The sequence below is a fragment of the Bacillus sp. ISL-41 genome, from assembly GCF_018613235.1.
Taxonomy (GTDB): domain Bacteria; phylum Bacillota; class Bacilli; order Bacillales; family Cytobacillaceae; genus Mesobacillus.
Genome location: NZ_JAGGQP010000003.1, coordinates 147598 through 172530, shown reverse-complemented (window position 1 = coordinate 172530; position 24933 = coordinate 147598). Strand labels below are relative to the sequence as shown.

The 24933-nt window shown below is 44.8% G+C and carries 22 protein-coding genes; 18 read left to right on the top strand and 4 right to left on the bottom strand.

The window, feature by feature from the left end; translation table 11 throughout:
- Positions 1 to 37: 37 nt before the first annotated feature.
- On the bottom strand, positions 38 to 1216 hold the full coding sequence (locus tag J7I80_RS01520; RefSeq protein ID WP_214735659.1) for an MFS transporter: 1179 nt from the start codon (positions 1214 to 1216) through the stop codon (positions 38 to 40).
- 150 nt (positions 1217 to 1366) lie between these two features.
- Between J7I80_RS01520 and J7I80_RS01515 the strand changes: the two genes are divergently transcribed.
- The 5 genes from J7I80_RS01515 to ggt all read left to right on the top strand — a co-directional run bounded on the left by J7I80_RS01515 (position 1367) and on the right by ggt (position 6553).
- Entirely contained in the window at positions 1367 to 1753 is a 387-nt protein-coding gene (locus tag J7I80_RS01515; RefSeq protein WP_214735658.1) for an OsmC family protein, read from the top strand.
- Between the two features lie 209 nt (positions 1754 to 1962).
- Positions 1963 to 2580, top strand: a complete 618-nt coding sequence (locus J7I80_RS01510; protein ID WP_214735657.1) for a YczE/YyaS/YitT family protein — start codon at positions 1963 to 1965, stop codon at positions 2578 to 2580.
- Positions 2581 to 2736: 156 nt separating this feature from the next.
- Positions 2737 to 3570, top strand: coding sequence for a YfkD famly protein (locus J7I80_RS01505; protein ID WP_214735656.1), 834 nt, complete (start codon positions 2737 to 2739; stop codon positions 3568 to 3570).
- Between the two features lie 363 nt (positions 3571 to 3933).
- Positions 3934 to 4734, top strand: coding sequence for a YtxH domain-containing protein (locus J7I80_RS01500; protein WP_214735655.1), 801 nt, complete (start codon positions 3934 to 3936; stop codon positions 4732 to 4734).
- A gap of 133 nt (positions 4735 to 4867) precedes the next feature.
- Entirely contained in the window at positions 4868 to 6553 is a 1686-nt protein-coding gene (gene ggt, locus J7I80_RS01495) for a gamma-glutamyltransferase (protein ID WP_214735654.1), read from the top strand.
- Between the two features lie 38 nt (positions 6554 to 6591).
- Here ggt and J7I80_RS01490 read toward each other — a convergent pair whose 3' ends face one another.
- On the bottom strand, positions 6592 to 7095 hold the full coding sequence (locus J7I80_RS01490) for a DUF421 domain-containing protein (RefSeq protein WP_214735653.1): 504 nt from the start codon (positions 7093 to 7095) through the stop codon (positions 6592 to 6594).
- 179 nt (positions 7096 to 7274) lie between these two features.
- Between J7I80_RS01490 and J7I80_RS01485 the strand changes: the two genes are divergently transcribed.
- Positions 7275 to 7460 (top strand): SE1561 family protein, encoded by a 186-nt coding sequence (locus J7I80_RS01485; RefSeq protein WP_214735652.1) that lies wholly within the window; start codon positions 7275 to 7277, stop codon positions 7458 to 7460.
- 521 nt (positions 7461 to 7981) lie between these two features.
- The gene (locus tag J7I80_RS01480; RefSeq protein ID WP_251027526.1) at positions 7982 to 9535 is read left to right on the top strand and encodes a fumarate hydratase; all 1554 of its coding nucleotides are present in this window, start codon (positions 7982 to 7984) and stop codon (positions 9533 to 9535) included.
- Between the two features lie 109 nt (positions 9536 to 9644).
- Here J7I80_RS01480 and J7I80_RS01475 read toward each other — a convergent pair whose 3' ends face one another.
- Positions 9645 to 10655, bottom strand: a complete 1011-nt coding sequence (locus J7I80_RS01475; protein ID WP_214735651.1) for a DUF3231 family protein — start codon at positions 10653 to 10655, stop codon at positions 9645 to 9647.
- Positions 10656 to 10774: 119 nt separating this feature from the next.
- Between J7I80_RS01475 and pdaA the strand changes: the two genes are divergently transcribed.
- From pdaA to rlmD, 3 genes are all read left to right on the top strand, one after another.
- Positions 10775 to 11584 (top strand): delta-lactam-biosynthetic de-N-acetylase, encoded by an 810-nt coding sequence (gene pdaA / locus J7I80_RS01470; RefSeq protein WP_214735650.1) that lies wholly within the window; start codon positions 10775 to 10777, stop codon positions 11582 to 11584.
- A gap of 319 nt (positions 11585 to 11903) precedes the next feature.
- Positions 11904 to 12764, top strand: a complete 861-nt coding sequence (locus J7I80_RS01465; RefSeq protein ID WP_214735649.1) for a DNA-3-methyladenine glycosylase family protein — start codon at positions 11904 to 11906, stop codon at positions 12762 to 12764.
- Positions 12765 to 12968: 204 nt separating this feature from the next.
- Entirely contained in the window at positions 12969 to 14363 is a 1395-nt protein-coding gene (gene rlmD / locus J7I80_RS01460; protein WP_214735746.1) for a 23S rRNA (uracil(1939)-C(5))-methyltransferase RlmD, read from the top strand.
- A gap of 33 nt (positions 14364 to 14396) precedes the next feature.
- Here rlmD and J7I80_RS01455 read toward each other — a convergent pair whose 3' ends face one another.
- Entirely contained in the window at positions 14397 to 14951 is a 555-nt protein-coding gene (locus J7I80_RS01455) for a TetR/AcrR family transcriptional regulator (RefSeq protein ID WP_214735648.1), read from the bottom strand.
- A 162-nt stretch (positions 14952 to 15113) separates the two neighbouring features.
- On the opposite strand from J7I80_RS01455, the gene J7I80_RS01450 reads away from it, so the two are divergent.
- The 8 genes from J7I80_RS01450 (at position 15114) to J7I80_RS01415 (ending at position 24791) form a co-directional block, all read left to right on the top strand.
- Positions 15114 to 17171, top strand: a complete 2058-nt coding sequence (locus J7I80_RS01450; protein WP_214735647.1) for an efflux RND transporter permease subunit — start codon at positions 15114 to 15116, stop codon at positions 17169 to 17171.
- Positions 17172 to 17173: 2 nt separating this feature from the next.
- Entirely contained in the window at positions 17174 to 18961 is a 1788-nt protein-coding gene (locus J7I80_RS01445) for a YhgE/Pip domain-containing protein (RefSeq protein ID WP_353050072.1), read from the top strand.
- Between the two features lie 204 nt (positions 18962 to 19165).
- Positions 19166 to 19669: a ferritin gene (locus J7I80_RS01440; protein ID WP_192469588.1), complete on the top strand. Its 504-nt coding sequence runs from the start codon at positions 19166 to 19168 to the stop codon at positions 19667 to 19669.
- 352 nt (positions 19670 to 20021) lie between these two features.
- Positions 20022 to 20405 carry a hypothetical protein gene (locus J7I80_RS01435; RefSeq protein WP_214735645.1) on the top strand — a complete coding sequence of 128 codons (384 nt, stop codon included), beginning with the start codon at positions 20022 to 20024 and terminating at the stop codon, positions 20403 to 20405.
- A 207-nt stretch (positions 20406 to 20612) separates the two neighbouring features.
- Positions 20613 to 21242 (top strand): NAD(P)H-binding protein, encoded by a 630-nt coding sequence (locus J7I80_RS01430; RefSeq protein WP_214735644.1) that lies wholly within the window; start codon positions 20613 to 20615, stop codon positions 21240 to 21242.
- 16 nt (positions 21243 to 21258) lie between these two features.
- Positions 21259 to 22875 carry an FMN-binding glutamate synthase family protein gene (locus J7I80_RS01425; RefSeq protein ID WP_214735643.1) on the top strand — a complete coding sequence of 539 codons (1617 nt, stop codon included), beginning with the start codon at positions 21259 to 21261 and terminating at the stop codon, positions 22873 to 22875.
- A gap of 110 nt (positions 22876 to 22985) precedes the next feature.
- Complete coding sequence (locus tag J7I80_RS01420; protein WP_214735642.1) at positions 22986 to 23648, top strand: oxidoreductase; 663 nt, start codon at positions 22986 to 22988, stop codon at positions 23646 to 23648.
- Positions 23649 to 23804: 156 nt separating this feature from the next.
- Positions 23805 to 24791, top strand: coding sequence for an MBL fold metallo-hydrolase (locus J7I80_RS01415; RefSeq protein ID WP_214735745.1), 987 nt, complete (start codon positions 23805 to 23807; stop codon positions 24789 to 24791).
- Positions 24792 to 24933 lie beyond the last annotated feature (142 nt).

Genomic DNA, 24933 nt, shown 5'->3' with positions numbered 1-24933 from the left:
CTTGTCGGGGCTGAACAAGGCGCTTGCGCTTTTCTAATTACACAGAGTTTGCCTGTTGTCTCGGACTATCATGCCGAACCGCCACAAGGGCAATGAAAATCAACAGCAGCATCGTGCTGATCACATAAAAGAAGCTGATGCCTTTCAGCCACTGTATCGCAAGTCCCCCAATGAACGGACCGCTTATGCTGCCAAAGCTGAAAAAGATCCCGCACATTAAATTGCCTGCGGGAAGCAGCTGTTTCGGCAGCAAATCTGCCATATAGCTGATGCCGAGAGAGAAAGTGGAACCTACCACCGTTCCCGCTATAAAGAAGCAAATAAGCAGACCAACTGTTGAATTCTCCAGCAAGCCAGCGGCGGTAAAGCTGATGAAACCGGCTAACGTGACGACGATCAACACATTCCTTCGGCCGAGTTTATCGCTCAATATGCCTAACGGCAGCTGGGAAAGGATCCCGCCGATTGCAAATGCCGGAAGCAGGAGTGCTACCGCATCAACGCCGATGCCAGATCTCATGGCGTAGACAGGGAAGTTGCCATTTAGACTGGCTTCCAAAAATCCATAGCCAAATGGAGGCAGGAATGCGACCCAGGCGTACTTAAATACTTTTCGAAACCTTTTCATGGTCCCAAAGAATGAACTGCTGTCAGTATCATGTTCGGGACGCTCGTTATTCAGCAGCCAGACGGTGAGCCAGGCGGCCAAGCTAATGGCAGACGATATAATGAATGGAAGGGCCGTGTTTATTTTTACAAAACCCGTCATCAATGGACCAGCAGCGAATCCTAGCCCAAAGAACAAACCGTAGAGCGAGATATTCCTTCCAAGCCTGTCTTTAGGCGAAAAAGAAGTAATCCAAGTCTGTGTTGCGAAATGAAGCATGTGATCGCCAATTCCAATTGCCAGCCTCAACAAAAACCAGAACCAGAATGATTTCCATAATGGAAACAGCGCAAGTGAGATAGCTACGGTAAAGCCGCCGATGAGAATGATGGGTTTGTATCCAAATCGGCGGAGCGGGGCCTCCATCAATGGCGAGGCAATCAATATTCCCAGATACAAGCCTGTGGCATGAAAGCCATTCATCGAGGATGACACGCCATCCTGCTCAAAAATAATTGCAATCAATGGAAGCAGCATTCCCTGTGAAAAACCTGAAATCGCAACAATGCTGACCAAAATCCAGAAACGAAGCTTAATACTTATATTCATATGATAAAATCTCCCTGAGTACTTAATACTCTTTAGATGTTAACGATATAAAATTTTATGTGCAACGGTTTTTGTTTTTAATTACGGAAAAAATAGTGTAATCTCATGGTAATAGTCAAATATAACTAGTTATCATAGGGAGAGAGTGACATGGAATTCAAAATGAAACCGGATGTTGGTTTTTTTACAGAAGCAGGCTTTGGCAGACTTGATGTGGCTGGTGATGATCAGTATGGTTTCAGGCCTTACCAGCTGCTCGTCTCATCAGTGGCGGTGTGCAGCGGCGGTGTCCTTCGCAAGGTACTCGAAAAAATGAGGATGGACATCAAGGATATCCATATCCAGGCTGATGCTGAACGTGTCGAGGAGGAAGCGAACAGGGTGAGCAAGATTACGGTCCATTTCCGCATTGCCGGCAACAATCTCGATGAAAAGAAAATAGAGAAGGCAATGGCTTTGACGAGAAAAAACTGCTCAATGGTTCAATCTGTAGTTGGCAGCATTGAGGTTGAGGAAACGTTTGAAATCGTTCAATAATACGCCAAAAATGCAAGTTACACCATTAATACAATATGCTATAATGAGTATTGGATTTTGTCTGTATTAATATAATAGAAACAATGAACTCTGTTCCGGGAGGACAGGGTTCTTTTTTCGCTGTATTGAACAAAATTCCAAAGAGCGATCCTATGTTTCATTCATGGATTCTGTTCAAATTAACAGTTAGATAAGAAGGAGAATATGTAATGGTTTTTGTATATCGCACTCTATTTTACATCATCGGGTTAAGCATTCTGTCTTTTGGAGTATCGATGACCATTAAAGCTGGATTGGGAACGGGCGCATGGGATGCACTTAATGTCGGCTTATCAAAAACTGTGGGACTTACACCTGGCAGCTGGGTTGTGATTGTTGGTATTGTCATGATTTTCGTCAATGCAGCTCTAGTAAAAAGACGACCGGATGTGGCTGCAATCATCACTCTGCTCATCACCGGTGTGCTGATTGACTTCTGGCTTCTGCGTGTGTTTGATGATCTGGTTGTAACCGGCTATGTAAAACAATTTGCCATCTTTCTATTAGGGATGGTCGCGCTAAGCTTTGGGCTGGCAGTATATCTGCAGCCGAAGTTCCCGTTGATACCAATAGACAATTTCATGATGGCGTTAAGGGAACGGTTTGGTCTTAACCTGATGGTAGCCAAAACGCTTGGTGAAGTATTTGCCTTGTCCGCTGCATTCATTTTCAAAGGACCCATCGGAATCGGTACATTGATTGTAACGTTCGCAATTGGCCCGCTGATCCAATTGTTCTACCCTTACTGTGAAAAACTTTATAATAAGCTGCTCACATCTGCACGATAATTTTTTGAGGCTCTGTCATGGACAGGGCCTTTCATTATGCCTGTATATCCACAAACTTTCCGAAAGCAGCCTAAACTTTGGATAAAGTTAATGAACTCCGAAAACACTATAAACAAACTTATAAGTTTCCTGTAGTGAAAGGAGAAAACAACACCAATGAAAAAAGCAGCAGCTATCCTTGTTATGACGATTGTTTTCATGATGTCCATTTTAGCGCCTGGGTTTGCTGAGGAAGGGAAAGGTAAAAAGACTCCGCAGCCTAAGCAGGCGGAAAAGGCCAAGTATACAATTCCGAATTCAGTTATGAATATCACAAAGGATAACACCTATCCGAACCCGACGGAGGATTTGCCTTTCCTTCAGCCAAGCGAGCTGACGAAGAATCTATTGAAAACGTCAAAAGTGAAGATTGAGAATCCTGATTTGATCCGGATGCTGAATGAAACTTCCATTAACAGCACTCCTTTTGCAATTGGATATCGCGCGATTGTTTATCTTGGGGAGTGGCCGTTGAATTATGTGTCGGCTGAAACTTCGCCGAACTGGGAGTTCCAGAAAATCAATACGAACTACTATGATAATCGCGGCGGGAATTCTATTTATCAAATCCATTATGTACAGGAACAGCAAAAGGTTGTGAAGGGCGGCTTGACCGCGAAAATCAAGAACGCTGAAGATGTGCAGAAGATGATGCTTTTAAAAGCAGCGAAGAAAACAGGATTGCCGCTTGCGTTTGAAACTATTGTCGGCGCCGGTACGAAAAAAGATCATATCTATAATATCCAGCCTAAGCGCCTCGGTTACCTTTATGCTTATGCCCCGGCAATCAATGAAAAGGGAAAGGTGACATATGGCGAGGTCTATTTAATGCTAAAAGGGAGCAAGAAATTCATCGTCGTCAAAAATGTTGTTTCCCAGGGGATTGGAGCATGGATCCCGGTACAGGATCATGTCAGCTTTGGTTTTGTTTCCAGTGAAAGACCAAGATAAATATCAAACAAGAGGCCTTATTCCTTTAAAAGGAGTAAGGTTCTTTTTTCTTGTTTGTAATAGGAAGATGTAAAATTTACACTTCGAGAATTGTCCAGCTCCAGCGCCTAGCCCCTCGAGTCGCTTGTCCTGCTGCGGCTCCTAACTCCTCGAGACGCTTCGGTCCTGCCAATGAAGTCAAAGAAGACTTCACTGGCCAGCCCTCCAGCGCTTTTCGGGGCTGATCAAGGCGCTTCCGCTTTTTGTTTAGTAATTTTTTCCTCTTGACAAAAGGTAGATATATCCTGTTTAACGGTTGTCCGAGCCGGGAAATAGATAGACATAACCAAATAAAACACTAAATATTAAAGGAGGAAATATATAATGGCTGACAACATCCTTGATAACAACCAAAACTCAATGGGCAACACATCGAATTCATACAATATGAACAACAACATGTACTCTTCTTCAACAGAAAATGCTTCATATGATACAACAACTGGAACTACAACATATGCAAGCACAACTTCAGGGGATTCGTATTCGAACAACAATTCAATGGGTGGCTACTCTAGCAGCTACGGAGTAAACAGCTCAAGTAGCTCTAGCTCATCAAACGGCAAGCTGATGAAGGGTGTGCTAATCGGCGCTGCAATTGGCGGTGCGATGGCAATGCTTGATTCGAACACTCGTACAAAGGTGAAGGATAAGGCAGTAAATGCCAAAGACACATCAATGAATGTGATCAGCGAAGTCAAAAACAATCCTACTGATGTAAAGGATCAAATGATGAGCAGCTTCAAGGAAGCTTCCAGCATTCTAAAGGAAGCGATCAGTGATGCTCAAAACCTTTACCAGCGCCTGAATGATGATGTATTCAGCAAGATGGGTGACGCTAAATCCATTTCTGGAGATGCGGTCTCTACTGTGATGAACGCGAAAGATGACTTGAAGGACGTTGGCTCAAAAGTGAAGGAGGCTGGTTCTGTCGCAATGGACAACCCAGTGGTTAACTCTGCATCTGAATCAAGCTCTTCAAACTCCGGTTCAGGTACAAACGGCGCAGCTGACGCATATGCTACAGGCATGGAAAGCAAGCCGTCTGATACAACAGGTTTAGGAAATACTTCAAATTCCTTCACTGTAACGCCGGAAAACCAGAAGAACGATAACAACCGATAATTGTATGTTAGGAAACCAGTCCTGAATTCCAGGACTGGTTTTTAATTGTCTCTTCTCCCATATATTTGTTTGTTTCTATATTTCGAAAAGGGGTAGTTATAAGTACAAGCAGAAATTTGGGAGGTCACAGCCAATGGACAAGGAATTTAAACCACGCTCGAACAAGTGTGATTATGATAGAGAAACAGCAACAGGTAAAATCGCGATGGCGGCTTCGGCTCATCCAATCGCAACGAATGCCGGGGAGAAAATCCTTCGTGAAGGCGGTAATGCGATTGATGCGGCTATCGCCATTCAGTTCGGACTGAATGTCGGGGAACCGATGATGACTGGAATCGGCGGCAGCGGCTTTTTTATGGTCTATCATGCCGAAAGCAAGACAACGAAAATCTTTGATGGCCATACAAGGGCACCGAAAGCGGCACACCCGGAGCTTTTTTTGGATGAAAAAGGTGAAGTCATCCCATTTAAAAAAAGGTCAACACATGCCACAGGAGTGGGTGTTCCTGGAATCCTGAAAGCAATGGAAGCGGCAAGAAAGGAATATGGGACAAAGCCGCTGGCTGAATTGATCGAGCCTGCTGCCCAGGCAGCTGAAGAAGGTGTGGAAGTAAACTGGGTGATGGAAGAAATCCTTAACACCTTTGATTATCGCCTTGGCGAGCATGCGAAGGAACTGTTTCAGCCCGGAGGCAAATCCCTTAAAGAAGGGGATGTCTACCAGAAGGAGCATCTTGCGAAAACATTCCGCATCCTCCAGCGTGATGGCATCGAAGCCTTCTATGAAGGCGAGATTGGGGAAGCACTTATCTCGACCCTAAAAGAACTTGGCGGGATCATGGAAATGTCTGATCTCAGAGATTATGAAATCTCGATTGATGAACCTGTCTGGGGAACCTACCGAGATTATAAGATAGCTTCGTCCAATATGCCTAGTGCCGGCGGAACAACGATGCTGCAAATTCTAAAATTGCTTGAAGGCTTTGATCTCAGTAAGTATAACGCAAAATCGTGGGAAAAATACTATCTGTTTACTGAAGCAATGAGGATTGCTTTTTCAGATAAAATCGCTTTTTCAGGAGACCCAGATTTTGGAGGTATCCCGTTAGAAGGGTTGCTTAGTGACGAGTATCTTGCAGACCGCCGCAAGCTAATTGATTTCGAACGAAGAAATGACGCAGTCGACTTTGGCAACCCATGGGCTTATACGGATGGGGACGAAATAAACGTGATTCGCCAGCCGTTCGAGCCTGAAAAGGAGAGAAGCGAAACGACCCATTTCACCGTCATCGATAAATGGGGCAATATTGTTGCCTGCACATCTACGGTAGAGCATCCATTTGGTTCTGGAATCATGGTTAAAGAACATGGATTTGTATTAAACAACGAATTGACTGATTTTGATGCGGTCCCGGGCGGCTTGAATGAGATTCAGCCAGGCAAACGTCCGGTAAGCTGCAAGACGCCAACCATTGTTTTTAAGGACGAAGAACCGGTATTGACGCTTGGCTCTCCAGGAGGTCCAACGATCATTGGCTCCGTATTCCAGACACTAGTCAATGTTCTTGATTTTGGAATGGACCTTAAAGATGCTATTGAAGAGCCAAGAATTTTCAATAGTACCGGCCCGCTCGTTGGCTGGGAATCTGGAATCAGCATGGAGGCGAAAGGTGAGATGGAATCGCGGGGCTTCGAGTTCGCCGATGGACCATTCCCGCTCGGCAATGTCCAGGCGATCAAGATTGATCGTGAAAAAGGGCTGATCTATGGAGCGGCTGATTCTAGCCGGGAAGGAAAGGCTACTGGGATTGATGAATAGTTGAAACGAAAGCAGGCTGTTAATTCAGCCTGCTTCTTCTATTTATCAACATTATCCAGAGTATTGGTCTTCGAATCTGATTTTTTTATGACAGAAATGCGGCCGTCCGTTTCGAGTACAACGGCTTCCACTTGTTCCATTGAATTGATGCCGCTGGAACGCGCAGCCTGGAGAATTTCAACCTCCAACACACGCTCTTTGACGATATTTTCTTTTAAATAATTACCTTGATAAAAAATCAACTTGGGATCTGACTTAATAAGCTTCTTGAACACGTCTGAACGGATGGAAAGCCATGCCACCGAATACTGAAGGGCAATTAAGATGAAGAAGGCAGAGATTCCTTCAGCGAGGGCTACATTTTTATTCAACAAAATAGTTGCCAAAGTTGAACCAAGAGCCACGGTTACTATCAAGTCGAAAGCATTCATCTTGGATAACGTTCTTTTTCCCGATATCCGCAGTATAAATACGAGTGCGGCATAAGCAAGTATTCCGACAATCAAGGTTCTCCAAACCGCATCCCATGAATTAAAGAACATTTTATCACCTCATATATGTTTTTTCCTAAATAAGCCGGGGCAAACATATGGGAAAGGGGGAATACTATCCAATAGATCGGATAAGCCTTATTTCAATGGGGTGTTAACTATTAGCCGTCATATTGCACAATCGCCCATTTTTAGGTAGGATGTTAAGGGTAGTGAAAGGAGCGAGAATTTTGGGTAATCCGATAAATGATAAAAATACGCAGGTCGTATTTCTGAAGCAGCGTCTGGATATGTTTGCAGAGTTGCTAGAAGCAATTGATCCAGAGGAAGCGGACCTGGAGGATATCGACCGCATGATCCAGATCGTTGAAGAAATGGACGCAAAATGCCGCGAGTTCAAGCATCGCGATTTGTAAGAGGCCTTAAGCAGGGTCTCTTATTTAATTTCAGTTATTTTTTCTTGTCCAGCTTCAACGCTTGTCGGGGTTGACCAGGCGCTTGCGCTTTTCAATGTCCAGCTCCAGCGCCTAGCCAGTTTTCATCCCTGAGTTATCTTCTTCGAGTATCTTGCGAGAAGCGTTAGCTTTGAGCAGGTCGATCGTTTCGGTCCGCCCAATGAAGTCAAAGAGCGACTTCAATGGTCGGCCCTCCAACGCTTGTCGGGGCTGACCAAGGCGCTTGCGCTTTTCTATGTCCAGCTCCAGCGCCTAGCCCCTCGAGACGCTTCGGTCCTGCCAATGAAGTCAAAGAACGACTTCACTGTCAGGCCCTCCAGCGCTTGTCGGGGCTGACCAAGGCGCTTTCGCTTTTCTTTTTGTAAACGATTCCACTTTCTATCTTTAAATACAAAGATGATAGGAGTATAATGAAATCGGAGAAATTGTTATCAAATTTTCACATATAAAGAGACAGCAAACAAGGGGAGAGGGGTAGTCAGATGAATATCGAAAAGTTTCAGGAAAGCATGTACCAGCTGATTGTTGAAACATCCACGAACCTGCCTAAGGATGTGCGCAGGGCAATCAAAGCAGCGGCGGAGCGCGAAAACGCGGGTACCCGTTCAGCGATGAGCCTTGATACGATTACTAATAACATTAAAATGGCCGATGACAATGTATCGCCAATCTGCCAGGATACTGGCCTGCCAACCTTCAAAATCAAAACGCCGGTTGGGGCGAACCAGCTTGAAATGAAAAAAGCGATTTACAACGCGATTGCGCAGGCAACAAAGGATGGGAAGCTTCGTCCCAATTCTGTTGATTCGCTGACTGGGGAAAACAGCGGGGACAACCTTGGCGGCGGCACTCCTGTCATCAAGTTCGAGCAATGGGAAAATGACTATATTGACGCCCGCCTGATTCTTAAGGGCGGCGGCTGTGAAAATAAAAATATCCAGTACAGTCTGCCAGCTGAGCTTGAGGGACTTGGACGGGCAGGTCGTGACCTTGACGGTATCCGCAAGTGCATCATGCATTCTGTTTACCAGGCACAGGGACAGGGCTGCAGCGCCGGCTTCATCGGTGTTGGCATCGGTGGCGACCGTTCTTCCGGGTATGACCTTGCGAAAGAGCAGCTGTTCCGTACGGTAGACGATGTGAATCCGCATCCTGACCTTCGAGATCTTGAAGAATATGTAATAGAAAATGCGAACAAGCTTGGAATCGGCACAATGGGATTTGGCGGCGAAACGACGCTTCTTGGCTGCAAAATCGGTGTCATGAACCGTATTCCTGCTAGCTTCTACGTATCAGTTGCCTATAACTGCTGGGCATATCGACGCCTTGGTGTTGCCGTAAATCCTGAAACAGGGGAAATCCAGGAATGGATGTATCAGGAAGGTGAGAAGATTGACTTCGCACAGGCTGCAGCCCAGGAAATTGCGGCAGCTGTTGAAGCACCGGCAGAAGAGAATGTTGTCACACTTACCGCACCAATTACTGAAGAGCAAATCCGCGGGCTAAAAGTGGGAGATGTCGTGAAAATTAATGGCATGATGTACACCGGACGCGACGCGATCCATAAGTATCTGTCAGACCATGATTCACCAGTGGATTTGAATGGCCACATCATCTACCATTGCGGCCCGGTTATGCTGAAGGACGAAGAAGGAAACTGGCACGTGAAGGCTGCCGGCCCGACGACAAGCATCCGCGAGGAGCCTTATCAGGGCGATATCATGAAGAAGTTCGGCATCCGCGCTGTTATCGGTAAAGGCGGAATGGGTGCGAAGACGTTGGCTGCCTTGAAGGAGCATGGTGGTGTTTACCTGAATGCCATCGGCGGAGCTGCCCAGTATTATGCTGACTGCATCAAGTCAGTAGAGGGCGTTGACCTGATGAACTTTGGTATTCCTGAAGCAATGTGGCACCTGAACGTCGAAGGTTTTACGGCCGTCGTCACGATGGACTCACACGGGAACAGCCTGCACGAGGATGTTGAGAAATCATCCCTTGAAAAATTGGCACAGTTCGCAGATCGAGTTTACAAATAAAACTAAACGGAAGGAGACTCGCTTTTTGAGAGTCTCCTTTTATATTGTCTATCTGCGGCTCATGACTCCTCGAGACGATTGTAAAAGTTGGACAGTAGCCTACGCTTTTCTATTTCTTCTGTTTTGCCAGCTGGTCGCGGTCCACATTTCCTGGAGGGCTTTCCAGCCACTCATTTTCGATTTGTATATTTCCCCCATCTTCAGCGAAATTCGCTGTCTCCATCAGGAATCTTGCGTAGGTCGACCCCAGATCATGCCGCGGGCTTACTGCCATAGAATCCCCAAAGTTACGCACCTTTGCGGAAGACAGATTTGAAATATGAAAGAGCATCAGTTTATCAGAGTACGGAGCCTCAGTAGAATCGGTAATCATAAACTGGCTTGGAATCGAAACAGGCAAGTCTTCTTTATACATGATTTGGGATAGTGTGTTGTGCTGTTTGATATTGATTTTTTTTCCTCGTAAAAAATAATTCCTTACTTCTTCATTCTTAGCCACCTGGCTGAATCCCATGACAAGGATCGTTTTGATTGCATTGACCTGTATGTTCAGGAATAAATGGGTTATTTCCATTGCTGAAAGAGGTCTTTTATCGCCAAAATAGCCATTAAAAAAGCTTTGTTTTTCAACAATAGATGTCTCTTTAGGTATCGGGATGTATGGCGGCCTGACATGCAATCCCTTACTTAGCATCATTTCAGTTACCTTATTTGAAAGATTAAGCGTAGAAATATGGATATTCGTGATTGAATGGCGCAGGTCCATCTTCGAGAAACCAGGCAGAGCGACGCTGTAATAGAGCGCCCCATATTTGACCATCATATCAAGATAGTTCAGGTAAAAACTATCTGAAAACAGCCTTGGAGCCTGTTCGTTCACGTCCGCTCCTGAAAATCCATTTGGTATTGCCATTCCTTCGGTTTTAAATAGTTCTTTCAATTCCGAGAGGATCTTCTTGCTCAATTGATCCGCTGATAAAAGGCAGTCCTTAATCTCCTCGTCTTCCACATTCAATAGAAAATGTCGGAACATGCAGGCAGCCATTGAGTTAGCCATGTATATATTCCAAAGGTTGCCGACTTCACCAGATGTCCAATTGATTTTTTGTTCTTCTGACATAGCTTTCTCCTTAGTGTTTTGTATGTTTTTACTATTCGCCATTTAATTAGAGATATACTTATAAGAATTTTTTTGACAAGCTGACGAACACTAAGGAAAAACATCAATGGAGGATCATCATGAAAAAGATAGTTAAAATTTTGCTTGCTACAGCGATGCTGCTGTTGATTACCTTGCCAGCGACTACAGGGGCGGAGGAAAACTCAAACTCACCATTGCACTGGGGTTTCAAGAAGGGCCGCAACGGAAGGCAGGCAGATGCCGGCAGGATGTTTGAAGTCATCCTTGAAGACCATGGAGCAGTCTACAAAGGCGACAAAAATTCAATGGATATATATTTAACCTTCGATAATGGATATGAAAATGGCTATACCGAAAAAATTCTTGATATTCTAAAGGAAGAAAAGGTGCCGGCTGCTTTTTTTGTGACAGGGCATTATCTAGAGAGTGCACCCGAGCTTGTTGCCCGAATGGCCAATGAAGGCCATATCATTGGAAATCATTCATGGCACCACCCTGATATGACGAAGATCAGTGATGAGAAAATTAAAAAGGAACTGGAAATGGTCAGGGCTGAAACGGAAACAATTACTGGGAAAAAGCATATGGCGTATTTGCGTCCGCCGCGCGGAATTTTCAGCGAAAAGACGATGGCAGTCGCGAAGGAAGCCGGCTACACCCATGTTTTCTGGTCGCTCGCCTTCGTTGACTGGAATACCGACCAGCAAAAAGGCGCTCAATACTCTTATGATAAAATCATGACGCAGATCCACCCGGGCGCAGTCCTGCTGCTGCATACGGTATCAAAGGACAATGCCGATGCCCTTGGAAAAGTAATCAGGGATTTAAAAGAACAAGGCTATAAATTTAAAAGCCTGGATGATCTGATGCTAAGTAAGGGCGGGATGAAGGATCCGATGTTATATTAGAAAGTTTGTTTGTCCCGGCACTTTTTCAGGTGCCGGGATTATTGAAATTGGAAAAAGTTCTTGATAATTTCCAATTCGCTATAAAAATGGATTTTTCGCTATAAAAATTTTATTTTCGCTATAAAAATGAAATTATCGCTATAATATCTTATTTTTCGCTATAAAAAAGATTTTTTCGCTATAAAAATAACAGGCACCCATTTTCTTATCAAAATTTTAAACAAACAGATACAGTTTCCTTTTTAAAAAATCCCATTTCTTCGTAAAAAACCTGCGAAAATGCTATAATACGGGGAAAATACTTAAGGGCGGTTAGTATATGTGGGAAGAAAAGGTCTCATTTTCAGGACCATATGATTTTGATCTTGCTTTAAGCAGGCTGGCGCTTGATCCTTTGCATTGTGTTGATATCGAAAAGCGGCTTGTTAAGGTTCCGCTTTCTTTTAACAATAAAAAAATCGTTGCAGAAGTCATCGGAACTGGGACTCTGGAAAACCCAGAATTCCTCATCCGTGCGGACAACGAAAAAGAAAAGACGCTCGAGCGACTGTCCGAAATTTTTCAATGGGATGTGAAATTGATCCAGATTCATGAGCATTTCCAGACGACCGAGTTAAAAAACTTGTTCAATGAACATTACGGCACTCCGCTCGTCCTGGAATTTGACCCGTTCTCGAGTTTGCTCAAGAGCATTATCCATCAACAGGTCAACCTTAAATTCGCTTTTACTTTAACTGAAAGGTTCGTGAAATCTTTCGGCGATGAGCTGGATGGCGTTTGGTTTTATCCGTCCCCTGAAAAAGTGGCGCAGCTTTCGGTTGAACAGCTGCGTGAATTACAATTCAGTGGACGGAAGGCAGAGTATGTAATCGGAATCGCCGAACTGGCAGCATCCGGTCAGCTTGATTTTGAAAAAATGAAATCGAAATCTGATGCAGAAGTGGCACAGGAATTGATCAAAATTCGCGGCGTCGGTCCATGGACAGTTGAGAACTTCCTTATGTTCGCGCTCGGGCGGCCGAACCTGTTCCCGATGGGGGACATTGGCATCCAAAATGCCCTGAAGAAATACTTCAATCTAGATGAAAAGCCGACTCCAGCACAGATGGAAAAGTATAAAGAACCATGGAATCCTTATTTAAGCTATGCTTCGCTCTATTTATGGAGAAGCATTGAATAATTGGAGTGAAGTTTTATGAAAAAAGAGCAGCAAATAAAAGAAGATAAACGCACCAATAAAGGTCAATATTTAAAAGAGGATCAGCAGACCAAAAATAATCAGCACAACAAGAAAGGTCCGCAAGACAAAGCCCAGCACAAAATAGGAACGCAAAGTAAAGGCCAGCATAAAAATGGAACGCAAAGTAAAGGCCAATATAAGAAAATGGGCCAGCAAACGAACAAAGAGCAGCAGACAGCGAAACTGGAGCTGAAACAAACCTTTCCGCTGACGATCAAGCGTCTTGGCATCAATGGAGAAGGCGTAGGCTATTTCAAGCGCCAGGTCGTGTTTGTGCCCGGTGCCCTGCCGGGTGAGGAAATTGTCGCGGAGGCGACAAAGGTGCACCCAAAGTTTGCTGAGGCGAAAATCAAGAAAATCCGCAAACAATCAGAGCATCGGATCAAGCCGCTATGTCCGGTCTATGATCAGTGCGGAGGATGCCAGCTGCAGCATTTGCGCTATGACCAGCAGCTCAATGAAAAGCGTGATATTGTCATCCAGGCTTTGGAGCGCCATACAAAGCTGAAAATCGATGACCTGGATATCCGCCCGACGATTGGTATGGAGAATCCATGGGGTTACAGGAACAAGAGCCAGTTCCAGGTAGGCGAAAAGGACGGAAAAGTGCTTGCCGGCCTATATGGCCTGAACTCCCACAACCTGATCAACATCGAGCAGTGTGCAGTACAGCATCCGGCAACGATCAAAGCTACAGAGGTTGTAAAAGGGATTCTGCAGGATTTGAAAATTCCGATTTACAATGAGAAAAAGCACAAAGGACTCGTGCGTACAATCGTTGCGAGAACCGGAGTGCAGACCGGAGAGCTCCAAATTGTCCTGATCACGACCAAGAAAGAGCTGCCGAAAAAGGATATCATCATCCAGGAAATCCAAAAGCGTCTTCCTGAGGTTAACTCGATTATCCAAAACGTCAATGGGGAAAAAACTTCGGTCATTTTCGGAAACGAAACTGCAACTCTGGAAGGCAGCGATTTTATCCAGGAGACCCTGGGCGACCTGCAGTTCGAACTGTCAGCTCGTACATTCTTCCAACTGAATCCAGAACAGACTGTCAAACTCTACAATGAAGCGAAAGCAGCAGCCATGCTGACTGGTAAGGAAAAGCTTGTGGATGCCTATTGCGGGGTTGGAACGATTGGTTTGTGGATGGCCAATCAGGCTGGCGAGGTCCGTGGAATGGATGTCATTCCGGAATCGATAGAAGATGCAAAGAAAAATGCCATTAAGCATGAAGTGAATCATGCCAGGTTCTATATGGGCAAAGCAGAAGAACTGCTTCCGAAATGGCTGAAGGAAGGCTGGCGTCCAGATTTGATCGTCGTCGATCCGCCACGTACAGGCTGCGATGACGAATTCCTGAAGACCGTCCTGAAAATCCAGCCGAAAACCTTTGTGTATGTCTCTTGCAATCCTTCAACGCTTGCAAAGGATATCACGACACTGAGCTCAAAATATAAAGTTGAATACATCAAGCCAGTCGATATGTTCCCGCACACTTCACAGATTGAGAGTGTCACGAGACTAGTGCTGAAATAATGAAAGCGCCGGCCCGTATCTAGGGCTGGCGCTTTATCGTATATTTGATAAACCCTTATTTATAAAGTTGTTGATGATTTCTGCCATCTCCCCAGGTGTTTTATCCATTCCGTTTTCCACCCAATTTTTTATCACATAAATACTTCCGCTGACAACAAAAATATTGATATATTCAAATGTTTCTCGGTCAAACTGGCTGTCGGAAATCCAGTTTTTGAAGATGAATTCCTGGGTGATCATCATCCCTTTTTTCTGGAAGTGGATATCACTATTTTCGCTTAGGAGTGTCTGGCATACATCACTTTTCTTGGCAATATACTCAAGAATCTTCTCTGTCATCTTTAAAGCTTCTTCTTCTTTGGAAAAGTTATATTGGTTAAGTGTTGATACCATTTCTTCAATGAATTCTTCTTCAATTGCATTCAGCAGGTCATATTGACTGGAGTAATGAGAATAGAATGTGGAGCGGTTGATGTCTGCCTCTTCACAGATTTCTTTGATCGTGATGTTTGAAATGGGCTTATTTTTCAATAATTCCATCAGGCTTTCTTTTAAAACCATCCTGGTATACTTTTTTCGTCGGTCCATCCCTAACACCCTTCCTTTATCTGTAAAATAGTGACTTAACCAACATAAAGTAGTTTTCTGTTGCGAATTAAACGTAATGTACTCAACTGTTTGTTGAATAGACAACACGGTGTTTATATAATGATAAAGTGAAATGGCAAAAGACTCAAGTGAGGTTGAAGAATGATAAGCATTGCTGAAAAAATCATCAAACACAAGAAAGCTGTTGTAATCGCGTTTGTATTATTTGCGTTAATTTCGACGGTGGCGCAATTTTTTGTGTCGGTCAATTATAATATGGTGGATTATCTGCCTGAAGATGCCCAGTCAACAAGGGCAATGGAAATCATGGAAAAGGAGTTTACTGCTGAGGTACCAGATACGAGGGTGATGGTAAGGGATATATCCTTGCAGGAAGCACTCAGCCTTAAAGAAGAATTGTCAGCCATTGATGGTGTTGGTGACGTCATCTGGCTTGATGATGTGGTGGATTTGAAGACACCTCTTGAAATAGCAGACAAAGAGACAGTCGAAAATTACTATAAAGATGGAAACGCTCTGTTCTCGATCAGTGTGCGTTCTGGTGATGAGGTTCCAATCACCGAGGCGATTTATGACTTGATTGGGGAAGACGGAGCGATTGCCGGAGAAGCTATCAATACGGCATCATCGCAAACAATGGCTGGAACAGAATCGATGTACGCAGCGATTTTGCTCGTTCCGATCATTATCTTTATTCTCGTCATCTCAACCACATCGTGGATTGAGCCTTTATTCTTCCTGACGGCAATCGGGGTTTCGGTCCTGATCAACTTGGGAACGAACATTTTTATCGGCGAGGTTTCCTTCGTTACCCAGTCGGTCGCTCCAATCCTGCAGCTGGCCGTTTCACTGGATTACGCGGTATTCCTGCTTCACAGTTTCTCTGATTACCGGAAGAAAACCAGTAACCCGGAAGAGGCTATGCAGTTGGCGATGAAAAAGTCATTCCCCGCGATCACTGCCAGTGCGGCGACAACATTTTTTGGATTTATCGCCTTGACATTCATGCAGTTTGAAATTGGCTCAGATCTTGGGATCAATCTGGTAAAAGGAATTGTTTTGAGTTTCATCAGTGTCATGGTGTTTTTACCGGCACTCACTTTACTTTTCTATAAATGGATGGACAAAACGCAGCATAGAAGTTTTGTTCCAAGCTTTACTGGGATTGGAAATTTTGTGGTCAAACTTAAGATACCAAGCTTGCTGCTTGTTTTTGCGATTCTCGTTCCAAGCTTTTTGGCGCAAAGCAATACGGCATTTACTTACGGCCTTGGCGAACAGCCGGAAACAACACGAGCGGGCAGTGATTTTATCGAGATAAAAGAAGCGTTTGGAGAAACGACTCCGATTGTTCTTTTGGTTCCTAAAGGAGATCCAGCGAAGGAAGCAGAGTTAGTCCAGGAGCTGGAGGATATGGATTACGTTACAAGCGTTATTGCTTATGTTAATATGGTTGGCTCGGTCATTCCGCCTGAATACTTGGATGAATCCATCACCAACGAATTCTATTCGGAAAATTACAGTCGGATCATCATCAATACGAATCAGGGGACAGAAGGGGATATTCCTTTTTCGATTGTCCAGAAGGTAGAATCAGCAGCTGCAGAATATTATGGTGATCAGGCAATGAGCCTGGGAGAAAGCGTAACACTGTATGATATCAAGAATGTCGTCAACAAGGATAATATTGTCGTAAACGTGTTGACGGTCGTTACGATTGCTATTGTCCTGTTGGCAACCTTTAAGTCGATCTCGATTCCTCTGGTACTGCTGATCACGATCCAATCAGCCGTCTGGATCAACCTGTCGATTCCGTATTTTACAAGTTCATCGCTAGTGTTTGTCGGATATTTGATCATCAGTACGGTCCAGCTGGCGGCAACAGTCGACTACGCAATTTTGCTGACAGAAGCCTACCAGCATAATCGCCAGGTAATGTCCGCGAAAAAAGCAATCGTGAAAACATTGGATGAAAAAACGTTCTCCATCTCCATATCTGCAGCGATTTTATCGAGTGTCGGATTTATTTTATGGCTGACGTCTTCCAACCCAATTGTTGGATCCATCGGCCTGTTATTAGGAAGGGGCGCATTGCTTGCGTTCGTGATGGTCGTATTCTTCTTGCCGGCTATGCTGCTCGTATTCGATAAATTGATTAAAAAGACGACCTATAAAGCAAATTTTTACGAGGAGAAATGATGATGAGAACAAATAAATTACTTCCTGCTGCTCTCGCAACGGTGATCATCTTGCCTTCATTTCTTAGTAATGGAGTGGCGGCAGAAACCGGAGGGAAAATCACTTCCAAGGACGAAGTCGTATACGCGACGCTAAAATCCAATGGAGACCTTGATGATATTTATGTCGTCAATACTTTGGAGGTAGCGAAGGCCGGAGAAATTCTCGATTATGGGATGTACAGCAGCGTTAAGAACCTGACTGACCTATCCGCCCTTGAGCAGAATGGGCAGGCTGTCCAGATAGATGCCCCTGAAGGAAAGTTTTATTATCAGGGAAACATGGAAGACAATACAGAGCTGCCATGGGATATTGAGATTTCCTATTTGCTGGATGGGCGAAAGGTAGAAGCATCCGAACTTGCTGGAAAAGAAGGTAACTTGGAAATAAAGATCAATACTGCTTCCAATGAAAAAGCAGACAGTATTTACTTTGAGAATTACCTTCTGCAAGTTTCCCTGCAACTCTCGAATAGCTATCAAAATATAGAAGCGGATGGCGGCATGGTTGCAAATGCCGGAAAAAACAAGCAAATTACCTTTACTGTCATGCCAGGCCAGGAGGAAGAGTTCAGTGTCGAAGCAGACGTGGATGATTTTGAATTCACCGGTGTCGATATTGCAGCCGTTCCGTCGACCCTGCCGATCGACACTTCGGAAATGGAGAGCATGACCGATGACATGTCGACACTATCAGATGCAATCAGTGATTTGAATAATGGCGTTGGCGATTTGAAAAAAGGTGTTTCGGATCTAAATAATGGCGCAGCAACCCTGCGTGATGGTTCGGCAAAATATAAGAACGGCATGAGCGAACTGAATGGCTCATCCTCACAAATCGTCAGTGCATCGAGTTCCATTGGCGAGGCATTGAAGCAAATCAGCACGTCACTTTCCGGGGATTCAGCTCAAATGGATGTGACGAGCTTGAATGAACTGCCAGCGGTCCTGACTCAATTAGCCAGCGGGATGAATCAGGCTGCCGATGGACTGACAGCTTTGCGTGAAAACTACGCAATGGGGTACGGCGCACTTGATGGAGCGATTAAAAGCATCCCGGCTCATCAGATATCTGAGGAAGAAATAAAAGCATTATACAGCAGCGGCGCGGATGCGAATGTTGTCAACAAACTGGTTGAATCCTATTCTGCTGCCCAGAAAGTCAAAGGTACTTATTCACAGGTGCAGGAAGCATTCGCAGCTGTTGACCCTACACTGAAGCAGGTTAGCGGGTCGGTAACCGAAATGAGTGCAGGACTGACAGCGATAGCCGATGAACTGTCTTCATCCCTTAAGGACATGGATATGAGCGGCCTGGAACAGCTGCAAAAGGGCCTTGTTGAGTTGTCCGCTAATTACGGCGAATTCCATTCCGGCCTTGTTGGTTATACAGGAGGAGTGAGCAAGCTTGCAGCTTCCTATAACCAGCTGCATTCAGGTGTTGCCGGTCTGGCGGATGGCACAGGACAATTGAATAAGGGAGTCGGCGAGCTCCACAATGGAACAAGTGAGCTGCATAAGGAAACGAAAGACCTGCCTGAGCAAATGCAGCAGGAAATCGATGAAATGATCAAGGAGTATGACAAATCAGACTTCGAGCCAGTTTCTTTTGTGTCTCCGAAGAACGAGAACATCACTTCCGTACAATTCGTCATCAAAACAGAAGCTATTGAAAAAGAAGAACAAGAAGAGAAACAAACAAAGCCTGAGAAAAAGAAAGGGTTTTGGGATCTTTTAATGGATTTATTTTAATCGATCAAGGGCAGTTCAGGGGGCTAGATTATTGGCTTCCGGGCTGCCTTTTTACTGATGCCCTTTGGATAAACTGGTTTTAACAAATGTCCATTGGATAAACATGGTTTTAAACAGCACAAAAGGGTAAAATTCAATTGTGAAGGCAAAATAACTATGTTAGCGTAAAAAGAAAAGAGCTGCATAAATTGAGGAGGAATCACAATGATCAGCGATAAGTTGGTTAATGGTTTGGTCGAACAAATGAATTATGAATTTTATTCTGCTCATGCGTACATGGCAATGGCTGCGTATTGCTCGGCGGAAAATTTAGATGGTTTTGCGAATTTCTTTTTAGTACAAGCTGAAGAAGAACGCTTCCATGCGATGAAATTTTACAATTTCATCAATGATATGGGCGAGCGCGTGACATTCGACGGCTTCCATGCCCCATCAAACGAGTTCGAGTCTGTTCTTGATGTTTTTGAGAAAGGCATGGCACATGAGAAGGAAGTGACGCGCCGTATTTACAATCTTGCGGACATCGCACTTGATGAGCGCGAACATGCGACAATGACATTCCTAAAATGGTTCATTGAAGAGCAGGTTGAAGAAGAAGCCTTATTCGACAGCCTGATCCAGAAACTGCGCCGGATTGACCAGGACAGCAACGCATTCTTCATGCTCGAAAACGAACTCGCACAGCGTTCATTCACTGCACCAGAGTGAAAATAAAGCGGTATAGCAGGATTCCAGGCCGGAATCCTGTTTTTTATTTATTGAAAAAACAAACGAATTATGGCCGGAAGGAGAAATGAGTACTATTTTGAGGACAAATTACCGTAAATAGAGAGTGTAGTCCTGGTCGGGCGAATATATTCCCGGTTGGAACAGTTTTATTCCCGGTTGCAGAGAATATATTTCGGGTTGCAGAATTATCATCCCACTGATCGTTTTAGGACATTTGAAAAAATGTTATCGCACTAGTTTTTCCAATTCCATCCAAACGGTGCGAAACCTTTTTTCGCCTGATTAATAGGGTATAGGGATAATAAGAGAATCTTACAACAAGGAGGATTTTATGAAGAAACTACTTATATCTTTAGCAGCGGCTGGAATCCTTGCTGGATGCAGTGCTGATGATAGTGAAATCGGCCAGGAGGGTCCGCCAGAAACGGAAGTGAAGACGGATGAGGATCCGGTGACTACGGATTACCTGCAAGAAAGGTTCTATGAAGGAATGGATTATGATGCTTACGCTGTTGAAGTCCAGTCCTGGGTTGATAAAGGACAGGCGACAATCGCTGATACTGTAGAGCCTGAAGGGCAAAAGAATGTTTCTGCAGATATTATCCAAGTAGCGGATGGATTCCTGGCAGTCGCCAATGACGGCAAAGAAGTCACTTTTATAAAACCTTTCGCTTCACCTGAGGAAGCGAAGGAATATTTGAATGAAAATTTATAAAAAGCAAGCCCGCTGACTAATCGTTTAGCGGGCTTTCGCTTGTGGTATACGTCCATTAAAGCCAGTTCGGTCATTATCGGCTCACTTTGTATACCCTTCTAAATTAATCTGGAAGGCGGGAAGCAGCACTTTAAAGCCGAATTACAAAGGAAGGAAAAAAGGCAAACCGGTTAGTTTGTTTCTCTTTTTAAAAAAGGAGGGAATGTAATGAAGGTAATCGTAATTGGAGCCCATAGCAGCGTCGGAGAGTTTGTTGTCAGTAAGCTGATGGAAAATGGGTATACATCCTGCGCAGTCGTCAGCGATGAGAATCAAATCGATCTGCTTAAGAAAAGAGGAGCTACAGAAGTAGTTCTTTATGAAGAAAGAATCCTGCCGACTTTATTCCACGGATATGATGCTGCCATTTATCTTACTGGCATCAATCCAAAGGCTAAAACTGGCCGGACTGTAATGGTTGACCATGAGTCGGTCATTGAGACTGTGAAGGAAGCAGAGAAGCAGGGCGTCAAGCGTTTTGTGATGATGAGCGCCATCATGGCCAATGAAGCGGCAGGAGATGACAGCCGGGAAATTGGCGCGAAAGAGATGCCCGATGAGCTGCTGCGGCAATCAAATTTGACATATACCATCGTGCAGCCGGGAGCTTTTACAGATAAACCCGGTAAAGGGAAAGTATCTGCAGCTGAAACACTGGATTCGAATGAGCTTGAAATTTCACACGAGGACATTGCAGAGGTACTGGTCATGTCTCTCGAAAACGAGGCCGCTTTTAACAAGACTTTCGAAGTGGCAGAAGGAGATACAGTCATAGCAAAAGCTTTATCTTCATTATAGGAAAGGAGGATTTCGGATGGGCTTGACGGACTATCTAGTGATTGGCTTGTTTATTTTCATAGCTTTGATTATCCTGGTGCCGGTCCTTCTATTTATCTATTTATATATTAAAGACGATAACCAGCAGCAGCATTCAATTTTAAGGAATTTCCCCGTGCTTGGAAAGGTTCGTTATTTTACAGAGCATATCGGTCCGGAACTAAGACAGTATTTGTTTAACGCTGACAATGAAGGGAAGCCTTTTTCACGCAAGGAATACCAGGATGTCGTCAAGGCGGGTAAATACAAGGAAAGATTAATAGGTTTCGGTTCATTGAAGGATTTTGAGGCTGAAGGCTTTTATATAAGAAATACACTTTTTCCTAAATTGACGAATGAAATGAAGGTCGATAACGCGGAAAAAATTAAAACAAGAGTTTACAAGATTGATGGGGAGGGCCTTTTTACAAGAAAAGAACATAGCGAGGAAAAGCTGGCTGCCCCTTATTATTTGCAGGATGATGATGCAGTAGTGCTTGGCGAGCACAGCTGCCGCTATCCATTCCGTGTAAAAGGCCAGGTAGGACAGTCTGCGATGAGCTATGGGGCACTTGGGGAAAAAGCAATCCAGGCGATGTCCAAAGGCCTCGGACTTGCAGGCGGAACGTGGATGAATTCAGGTGAAGGCGGGATGTCTGAACATCACCTCGCCGGAAATCCGGATATCATGATGCAAATCGGGCCGGATTTATTTGGAGTCCGCAAGCCGAACGGCGAGTTTTCGTGGGAAGAATTCAAGAAGAAAAGTGAAATGCCGCAGGTTAAAGCTTTTGAAATCAAGCTTGCCCAGGGAGCGAAAACACGCGGAGGCCATGTTGAAGGAGAAAAGGTAACTGAAGAAATAGCAAAAATCCGCCTTGTTGAAGTCGGAAAGACAATCAACAGTCCAAATAGATTCTATGAGTTCAGCGATGTCCCTTCCATGTTTGATTGGATTGAGGAATTGCGTTCGGTTGGCGGAAAGCCGGTTGGAATCAAGATTGTCGTCGGTGATATGGATGCGCTTGAAAACATGATTTCCTACATGAAGGAAAGCGGGAAAGGCCCTGACTTCATCACGGTTGACGGCGGTGAAGGCGGTACGGGTGCAACCTACCAGGAGCTGGCGGACACGGTTGGCCTTCCTATCAACTCAGCGCTTCCTGTAGTGGATGAAATGCTTCGCCAATATGGAATCAGAGACAGAGTGAAGCTGATTGCATCAGGAAAACTGATCACTCCTGATAAAATCGCCATCGCCCTGACTATGGGAGCGGACCTTGTGAATATTGCCCGAGGAATGATGATCAGTGTCGGCTGCATCATGGCACAGGTATGCCACTCAAATACATGCCCGGCAGGTGTTGCTACTACAGATAAAAAGCTGCAGGATGGGCTGGTTGTAGAAGAAAAAATGTACCGGGTTGCCAACTATATCATTTCACTGCGTGAAGGTCTGTACAATCTAGCAGCGGCTGCTGGAATTGACAGCCCGACACAATTCGAAAGGAAGCACATTGTTCATAAGGACGAACTCGGACGTGTATCACCGGTAGAAGATTTGATCATCGCCGCAAGGAGGGCTCAGTTACAAAAGGAAAGCAAGGTCAACTAGAATCATGGCAGCCAGTCCAAATGCGGGCTGGCTTTCCTGCTTTTAAAATTTTCTTATCAGCCAAATTGTGAAATAATAGAGTATCATGCTATCTATAGGGGGTTACTTGCTTGGCGGGTAAAACAACTTTGATTGCCGGCGCGACCGGTTTGATTGGAAAAGAACTTTTGCAGTTTTTATTAAATGCGAATGAATACGATAAAGTTGTTGCGATTGTAAGAAGACCGATTGGGATAGAGCATCCTAAGCTGGATGAGAGAATCGTCGATTTTGATCACCTGGAACAATACAAAGAGGCTTTTTCTGTTGATGATGTCTTCTGCACCCTGGGGACGACGATCAAGAAGGCGAAAACCAAGGAAGCGATGTGGAAAATAGATGTCGATTATCCAGTGGCGATTGCCAGATTGGCCAGTTCACAGGGAGCGAAGAAATTTTTGCTTGTCAGCTCGATGAATGCCGATCCTGAATCCCCAATCTTCTATCCGAAAATGAAAGGGAAGCTTGAAGAAGAAATCAAGCAAATTCCTTTTGAAACAACAGCAATCTTCCGTCCATCATTGTTATTGGGAGAGCGGGATGAATTTAGGCTTGGTGAGAGTGCGGCAGCCGCTATTTTTACAAAAGTGCCTTTTCTCTTTAAGGGGCCACTCAAAAAATTCAAAGCCATCGAAGGCAGGACAGTAGCGTCAGCCATGTATCAAGCGGCCCAGAAGGATGCGCCCGGACTTACCGTATATCCTTCTGAAAAAATCCATGAAATGGGCCGATAATCAATCAGAGCTAATGAGGTAGAGATCATGTTTAATATACTTATAATCCTGACTGTGATTGTATTTGCAGTCTACGCTGTCCTCAATTACTATCCGGATTTTGGCGGTAAGCATACGAAAAAAAGAAAATCCATATACGCGAGGTCTCCGCAATATGTGAACGGCAAGTTTGCCAACCAGGTGGAAACTTCATGGGATACAAGCTTCAGCTCGATGATTTCAATGATGAAGGACTTTTTAAAAGGAAGTCCGGAGAGAAGGCCGGAAGCACCACTTCCAATGGCAAGTTATGTACCTGGACCAAAAAAAGATGCAGCAGCGAGAGTCACCTGGTTTGGTCACTCCGCCTTCCTGCTGGAGATTGAAGGCAAAACTCTTTTATTCGATCCGATGTTCGGAAAAGCGCCCACTCCTTTCCCGGTGAGAAATCAGCGGTACAGCAGGGAGCTGCCTTTTAAGATAGGAGAACTTCCGGTTGTAGATGCGGTTGTGCTTTCACACGACCATTACGACCATCTCGATTATGGTTCGATCATGAAGCTAAAGGACAAGGTGAAGAACTTTATCGCTCCACTGGGAGTAGGGGCGCATTTACAGCGATGGGGAATCTCTCCAGAAATCATTCAGGAGCATGACTGGTGGGATGAATTCACCTTCGAAGGACTACAGCTTGCCTGTACCCCTGCACGCCATTTTTCTGGCCGAGGTCTTACTGACAGGAATGCCACGCTTTGGTGCTCCTGGGTCATCAAAGGCCGGGAGACTAACATCTTTTACAGCGGCGATGGCGGTTACGGTCCGCACTTTAAAGAAATCGGCGAAAAATACGGCCTATTCGATTTAACCCTGATGGAATGCGGCCAGTATGACGCTCGCTGGGCGGCGATCCATATGCTGCCTGAAGAGACAGTTCAGGCACACCAGGATGTAAGGGGGAAGCTGCTCGTTCCGGTGCATTGGGGAGCCTTTACCCTGTCGCTTCATGCATGGCATGATCCGGTCGAGAGGGCAGTCCGGGCGGCGGCAGAAGCAGGAGTTGATATCGCCGTTCCGAGGATAGGGGAGACTTTTACGGTAAATCACGTTGATTATCCAACATCAGCCTGGTGGCGTATGATTGAAGATTCTAAAACCAAGAAATGACAGAGCAGGGCTATCTTCATAAAAAGAGGCAAAACGTGCGGCGCTCTTCAAAGGAACCTCTGGAACAGGTGTGATGGTTTCTTGACTTTTCTTGGCTTTCCTGCTGAACCAGCTTCGCTTTTCAGCACTAATGGCTACAGCC

Bases quoted from the DNA above. Each gene is read 5' to 3' on its own strand.
- J7I80_RS01440 (WP_192469588.1), top strand. From the start codon at position 19,166: ATGATCAGCGATAAGTTGGTTAATGGTTTGGTCGAACAAATGAATTAT.
- J7I80_RS01500 (WP_214735655.1), top strand. From the start codon at position 3,934: ATGGCTGACAACATCCTTGATAACAACCAAAACTCAATGGGCAACACA.
- J7I80_RS01505 (WP_214735656.1), top strand. From the start codon at position 2,737: ATGAAAAAAGCAGCAGCTATCCTTGTTATGACGATTGTTTTCATGATG.
- J7I80_RS01450 (WP_214735647.1), top strand. From the start codon at position 15,114: ATGATAAGCATTGCTGAAAAAATCATCAAACACAAGAAAGCTGTTGTA.
- J7I80_RS01490 (WP_214735653.1), bottom strand. From the start codon at position 7,095: ATGTTCTTTAATTCATGGGATGCGGTTTGGAGAACCTTGATTGTCGGA.
- pdaA (WP_214735650.1), top strand. From the start codon at position 10,775: ATGAAAAAGATAGTTAAAATTTTGCTTGCTACAGCGATGCTGCTGTTG.
- J7I80_RS01465 (WP_214735649.1), top strand. From the start codon at position 11,904: ATGTGGGAAGAAAAGGTCTCATTTTCAGGACCATATGATTTTGATCTT.
- J7I80_RS01520 (WP_214735659.1), bottom strand. From the start codon at position 1,216: ATGAATATAAGTATTAAGCTTCGTTTCTGGATTTTGGTCAGCATTGTT.
- J7I80_RS01425 (WP_214735643.1), top strand. From the start codon at position 21,259: ATGGGCTTGACGGACTATCTAGTGATTGGCTTGTTTATTTTCATAGCT.
- ggt (WP_214735654.1), top strand. From the start codon at position 4,868: ATGGACAAGGAATTTAAACCACGCTCGAACAAGTGTGATTATGATAGA.
- J7I80_RS01480 (WP_251027526.1), top strand. From the start codon at position 7,982: ATGAATATCGAAAAGTTTCAGGAAAGCATGTACCAGCTGATTGTTGAA.
- J7I80_RS01455 (WP_214735648.1), bottom strand. From the start codon at position 14,951: ATGGACCGACGAAAAAAGTATACCAGGATGGTTTTAAAAGAAAGCCTG.
- J7I80_RS01475 (WP_214735651.1), bottom strand. From the start codon at position 10,655: ATGTCAGAAGAACAAAAAATCAATTGGACATCTGGTGAAGTCGGCAAC.
- rlmD (WP_214735746.1), top strand. From the start codon at position 12,969: ATGGGCCAGCAAACGAACAAAGAGCAGCAGACAGCGAAACTGGAGCTG.
- J7I80_RS01430 (WP_214735644.1), top strand. From the start codon at position 20,613: ATGAAGGTAATCGTAATTGGAGCCCATAGCAGCGTCGGAGAGTTTGTT.
- J7I80_RS01510 (WP_214735657.1), top strand. From the start codon at position 1,963: ATGGTTTTTGTATATCGCACTCTATTTTACATCATCGGGTTAAGCATT.
- J7I80_RS01435 (WP_214735645.1), top strand. From the start codon at position 20,022: ATGAAGAAACTACTTATATCTTTAGCAGCGGCTGGAATCCTTGCTGGA.
- J7I80_RS01515 (WP_214735658.1), top strand. From the start codon at position 1,367: ATGGAATTCAAAATGAAACCGGATGTTGGTTTTTTTACAGAAGCAGGC.
- J7I80_RS01445 (WP_353050072.1), top strand. From the start codon at position 17,174: ATGAGAACAAATAAATTACTTCCTGCTGCTCTCGCAACGGTGATCATC.